Consider the following 5,747-nt stretch of genomic DNA (forward strand, 5'->3'; position numbering starts at 1 on the left):
ATCCTGTTCAACACCTGCTCCGTGCGTGAAAAAGCCCAGGAAAAAGTCTTCAGCGACCTGGGCCGCGTCAAGCACCTCAAGGAAAAAGGCGTGCTGATCGGCGTGGGCGGCTGCGTGGCCAGCCAGGAAGGCGCGGCCATCATCCAGCGCGCGCCTTACGTGGACGTGGTTTTCGGCCCGCAAACCCTGCACCGCCTGCCGCAGTTGCTGGCCAGCCGGGCGCGCCTGGGCAAGCCGCAGGTCGACATCAGCTTCCCCGAGATCGAAAAATTCGACCATTTGCCGCCGGCGCGTGTCGAAGGCGCCAGCGCTTTCGTGAGCATCATGGAAGGCTGCTCGAAGTACTGCAGCTACTGCGTGGTGCCCTACACCCGCGGCGAGGAGGTCTCTCGCCCCTTCGAGGACGTGCTGGTCGAGGTCGCCGGCCTGGCCGACCAGGGCGTCAAGGAAGTCACCCTGCTCGGGCAGAACGTCAACGCCTACCGCGGGCCCATGGGCGGTACCGCCGAGATCGCCGATTTCGCGACGCTGCTCGAATACGTGTCCGACATTCCGGGCATTGAGCGCATCCGCTACATCACCAGCCACCCCAACGAGTTCACCCAGAGCCTGATCGACGCCTACGCGAAACTGCCCAAGCTGGTGAACCACCTGCACCTGCCGGTGCAGCACGGCTCCGACCGCATCCTGATGGCGATGAAGCGCGGCTACACCGCCATGGAATACAAGAGCACCGTGCGCAAGCTGCGCGCCATCCGCCCGGACCTGGCCATGAGCAGCGATTTCATCGTGGGCTTCCCCGGTGAAACCGAGGACGACTTCAACAAGCTGATGAAGCTGATCGACGAGATCGGCTACGACACCTCCTTCAGCTTCATCTACAGCCCGCGCCCCGGCACGCCGGCCGCCGCGCTGCATGACGACACGCCGCACGAGGTCAAGCTGCGGCGGCTGCAGCATCTGCAGGCCACCATCGACGACAGCGTGCGCGCCATCAGCGCCAGCCGCCAGGGCACGGTGCAGCGCATCCTGGTCGAGGGCGCCTCGCGCAAGGACCCGACCGAACTCATGGGCCGCACGGAATGCAACCGCGTGGTCAACTTCAAGGGCCAGCCCCGGCTGATCGGCCAGATGCTGGACATCACCATCACCCAGGCCACGCAGCGCTCGCTGCGCGGCGAAGTCCTGACGCGGGACGTCGCCGTCGCGGCCTGAGGCCGCCGCCCTTGCTCAGGTACTCCACGCGCATGCTGCAACGATTTTCGTTCCGGCAATTGCTGGTGATCGCTTTCCTGCTGATCGCCGCCCTGCTGGGCGCCGCCTCGCTGCGCGCGCTGTTCACCCTGGAAGACCTTTCGCTGCAAAGCCGCGACAACGCCGCCCGTGCGCTGGAACTCAGCGGCGCGGCGCAATCGCTCAGCGAACGCAGCGTGTCTATGGAGCGCACCTCGCGGCAGTCGGTGGTGCTCGACGACCGGGTGCTCAGGGAGCGCTTTTCCGAAGAACTGCGGGAAGCCGGCGACATCCTGGCGACCCTGGCCCGCGAGGACATTCCCGTCGTCAGGGCCCGCCAATGGCGCACCCATCTACAGACGATCGCCGGCCTGCTGACCGGCCCGCCCGATACGGCGCTGGACCGCGAGCGCCAACTGGCGCAGGAGTTCCGTGAGCTGGAAGGCATCAACGCCGCCATCGCGGTGCAGGTGCAGCAAGCCATCCAGCAGCGCAACAAGTCGCTCGAAGGAAAGCTGGAGGCCAGCCGCCAGCGACTGGCGCAGCAGGTGACCTGGGCCATCGTGCTGGCCGTCGCCATGGCGCTGGCCTTCGGCGTGTGGTTCACCCTGCCGCTTCGGCGCCTGGAAAACGCCATCGTGGGCCTGGGTGAAAACCGGCTCGACCAGGTGATCGCCATCCAGGGACCGGCCGACCTGGCGCTGGTCGGGCAGCGGCTGAACTGGCTGCGGCTGCGCCTGGTCGAACTGGACGCCGACAAATCGCGCTTTCTGCGCCACATCTCGCACGAGCTCAAGACGCCGCTGGCCTCGCTGCGCGAGGGCGTGTCGCTGCTGGAAGACGGCGTGGCCGGCGAGCTGAGCAACGACCAGCGCGAGATCGCGCAAATCCTGAAACACAACACCGGCGTGCTGCAAAGCCAGATCGAGGACCTGCTGCGCTTCAACACCGCGGCCTTCGAGGCGCGCCAGTTGCACCGGCAAAGCGTGGACTTGCTGCAGCTCATGGAAGAGCAGGTCTATGCGCAACGCCTGCAGTGGCGCGCGCGCGAACTGGCGGTCACCGTCGTGGGCGAATCGCTGGTGATGGAAATAGACGCCGAGAAAATCGGCACCGCGGTCGCCAACCTGCTGTCCAACGCCATCCGCTATTCGCCGGCCAAAGGCCAGATCCGTCTCGAACTCAGCCCGCTGCGGGGGTTTGTGCGCATCGATATCCACGACCAGGGCGTGGGCGTCGCGCAAGCCGACCGGGAGCGGATTTTCGAGCCCTTTTACCGCGGCGAGCGTCAGCCGGCCGACGTGGTTCGCGGCAGCGGCATCGGCCTGTCCATCGTCCACGAATACATTGCCGCACACGGCGGAAGCATCAGCCTGATGCCCGACCAACCTGGTGCACACTTCAGAATAGAGCTTCCCCATGCATCCAAGTACTGATTCCCTCCCCCCACGGCTCGCGGCCCACCTTGCCGGCTGCGGCCTGCTGCCGGCCCTGCTGGCATCGGCCCTGCTGACCGCATGCAGCAGCGGCGGCCACACCCCTGAGCGCGGCACCGACACCGCGGCCGTCCAGGCGGCGCGGGCCGGGGTCTCCGCCGCCCAGGCCGCGCGGCCCAGCGCCAGCCAACCCGCCGCGCCGCTCCCCGAGGCGGTGGTGTTCGCCAGCGGCATGACGCTGCGCATGCTGGCGTACGCGGAGCGCGTGCGTGTCATGCCGCCGGCCGAACTCACGCAGGAAGCCGCGCGGCTGGGCGACGCCGCCAGTCCCGAGGCCCAGATCCAGCTGTCGCTGGTGCTGAGCCAGCTGCGCCAGCTGCCCGAACTGATACGCGCCCAGGAGTTGCTGGCCCGCGTGCTGGGCAACGCCGACGCCCAGCCATTGCACCCGCTGGCCCGCTTGCTGGCGTCGCGCTATGCCGAACAGCGCCGCCTTGAAGAGCAGCTTGACAAGCAGAACCAGCAACTGCGCGACGTGCAGCGCCGGCTGGACCAAACCAACGAGCGGCTGGAAGCGCTCAAGGCCATAGAACGCAGCCTGACGAGCCGCCCGCCCGTGGCGCCCGCCTCCGCACCCGCCGCCAGCCGGCCCCGCGCCGCCCCATGATGAGCGACACCGCCAGCGCCATTTCGCCCCACCTGCTCGTCGTGGACGACGATGCGGACATGCTGCGCCTGCTCACCATGCGACTCACCGCGGCGGGCTACCGCGTCACGGCCGTCGCCTCGGCCGAAGCGGCACTGACCCAGCTCCACATCGAGCGGCCGCAGCTGGTGCTCAGCGACGTGCGCCTGCCCGGCCGGGACGGCCTGGCGCTGTTCGACGACATCCGCAAGCAACACCCTTCCCTGCCGGTGATCCTGCTGACCGCGCACGGCACCATTCCCGACGCCGTGGAAGCTACCGAGCGCGGCGTGTTCACCTACCTCACCAAGCCGTTTGACGGCAAGGGCCTGCTCGACAAGATCGCCCAGGCCCTGGCTTTGAGCGCGCCCGCCACCCCGGCGAGGCGCGGCGGCCCTGAAGCCTGGCAAAGCCAGATCATCAGCCGCTCCAGCCGCATGGCCGAGGCGCTGGCCGAGGCGCGCATGGTGGCGCAGTCCGACGCCAGCGTGCTGCTGCGCGGCGAGAGCGGCACCGGCAAGGAACTGCTGGCCCAGGCCATCCACCAGGCCAGCCCGCGCGCCGGCAAGCCCTTTGTCGCGGTGAACTGCGGCGCCATCCCCGAGGCCCTGCTCGAGTCCGAGCTGTTCGGCCACGTCAAGGGCGCCTTCACCGACGCGGTGGCCAATCACAAGGGGCTGTTCCAGGCGGCCGACGGCGGCACGCTGCTGCTCGACGAAATTGGTGACATGCCGCCCGCCCTGCAGATCAAGCTGCTGCGCGTGCTGCAGGAACGCGTGGTGCGGCCGCTGGGCTMCAGCCAGTCGATTCCCGTGGATGTCCGCATCATCTCGGCCACCCACCGCGACCTGGACGCCGCCATGGCCGAGGGCCAGTTCCGCGCCGACCTTTATTACCGGCTCAACGTCGTCACGCTGACCCTGCCGCCGCTGTCGGAGCGCCGCGAGGATATTCCCCTGCTGGCCAACCACTTCCTGCTGAAGCTGGCCGCCAAATACGACAAGCGCCTGAGCGGCTTCGCGCCCGAAGCCCTCAAGGCCCTGAGCACCGCCGCCTGGCCCGGCAACGTGCGGCAGCTCTTCAACGTGGTGGAGCAGGTCTGCGCGCTGTCGACCACGCCGCTGGTGCCGCTGGCCCTGGTGCAGCGCGCGCTGCGCTCGCCCAGCGTGCAGGTGCTGACGTTTGCCGAAGCCAAACAGCATTTCGAGCGCGACTACCTGGTGGGCCTGCTCAAATTGACAGACGGCAACGTGGCCGACGCGGCACGACTGGCGGACCGCAACCGCACCGAGTTTTACCGCCTGATGCAAAAACACGGGCTCACGCCGGGTCACTTCAAGGCTTAGCCCCTGAGCCCCTGAACTGTCGCCTTGCCGTTGCGTGCCGTCGCCGGCCAGCGACAGGCATAAACCCTTGATTTAAAACGATTTAATCAAAGCACTCGCAGATCCTGTCGCTGATTGGCGACAAAAACAGCGATTCCTGGCGCTTCTGGGCCGGATTACATTTTGTTAAGTCAGGCATCACACCTAACCCATTGATTTAAAACAGTTTTTTCAAGCTGGCACAGGGTTTGCCCTAGTCATGGCATGCCAGCTTTTTTCCTGCCTTTTTTTGACGCCTCTGTGGGCCTCAAGCGCAGCGCCAACTTGCGCCTGCGGGCACGAATTGCGGCGTACGCAAGCCTGGCAGTCTTGACGCTCGCAGCGGGCCAGGCGCAGGCCTTCGGCCTCGACGATGTGGCCGCCAAGGCGCGCCAGCGCTCGCAAACGCCTTGGCGCGAGGCTTCCCACGCCGTGCCCGCCGAGCTCGCCAAGATGGGCTACGACGACTACCGGGACATCCGTTTCAACGCGGCCAGCACGCTATGGCGCGCCGACAAACTGCCTTAYGAAGCGAACTTTTTCCATGTCGGCCGGCACGGCGATTCGGTGCGCATTCACGAAATCACGACAGCGGGCGTGAAGCCCCTGCCTTACGACCCGAGCACATTCAATTTCGGTAAAAACAAATTGTCACCCCAGACCTGGGGCGACCTGGGCCACGGCGGCGTGCGTTTTTTCAGCAACCTCAATTCGCCTACCTACAAGGACGAGCTGGTGGTGTTCACCGGCGCCACGTATTTCCGGGCCCTGGGCAGCGGCCAGCGCTACGGCCTGTCGGCGCGCGGCCTGGCGGTGGACACGGTGGGCGGCGGCAAGGAAGAGTTTCCGCGTTTCACCGATTTCTGGCTTGAAAAACCCGCCGCCGACGCGAAACAGCTGACGGTCTACGCGCTGATGGATTCAGAGCGCATGACGGGCGCCTACCGCTTCGACATCACGCCCGGCGAGCAGAGCACCACCAAAGTTCAGGCGCGCATTTTCATGCGCCCGGCCGCCACCAGCAGCAAC

Annotated in this window: 5 protein-coding genes; all 5 read left to right on the forward strand. The window is 66.8% G+C overall.

The genetic code is table 11. The features are described 5' to 3' along the window. Positions 1-1,215 (forward strand): tRNA (N6-isopentenyl adenosine(37)-C2)-methylthiotransferase MiaB (gene miaB, locus AC1D0P_RS20870; protein WP_477678497.1); only part of this gene is annotated, 1,215 nt, incomplete at its 5' end. 32 nt (positions 1,216-1,247) lie between these two features. Then, positions 1,248-2,669 (forward strand): sensor histidine kinase, encoded by a 1,422-nt coding sequence (locus tag AC1D0P_RS20875; protein WP_477678500.1) that lies wholly within the window; start codon positions 1,248-1,250, stop codon positions 2,667-2,669. Further along, positions 2,653-3,336: a hypothetical protein gene (locus AC1D0P_RS20880; RefSeq protein ID WP_477678498.1), complete on the forward strand. Its 684-nt coding sequence runs from the start codon at positions 2,653-2,655 to the stop codon at positions 3,334-3,336. Before AC1D0P_RS20875 ends, AC1D0P_RS20880 begins: the two co-directional genes overlap by 17 nt. Further along, positions 3,336-4,700: a sigma 54-interacting transcriptional regulator gene (locus AC1D0P_RS20885; protein ID WP_477678501.1), complete on the forward strand. Its 1,365-nt coding sequence runs from the start codon at positions 3,336-3,338 to the stop codon at positions 4,698-4,700. The genes AC1D0P_RS20880 and AC1D0P_RS20885 overlap by 1 nt, the downstream gene beginning before the upstream one ends. Before the next feature lie 348 nt (positions 4,701-5,048). Further along, positions 5,049-5,747, forward strand: a 699-nt coding sequence (locus AC1D0P_RS20890; RefSeq protein ID WP_477678499.1) for a glucan biosynthesis protein, incomplete at its 3' end; no start/stop codon positions are given.

This window comes from Polaromonas sp. P1_G2 (assembly GCF_056405515.1).

Bases quoted from the DNA above. Each gene is read 5' to 3' on its own strand.
- AC1D0P_RS20875 (WP_477678500.1), top strand. From the start codon at position 1,248: ATGCTGCAACGATTTTCGTTCCGGCAATTGCTGGTGATCGCTTTCCTG.
- AC1D0P_RS20880 (WP_477678498.1), top strand. From the start codon at position 2,653: ATGCATCCAAGTACTGATTCCCTCCCCCCACGGCTCGCGGCCCACCTT.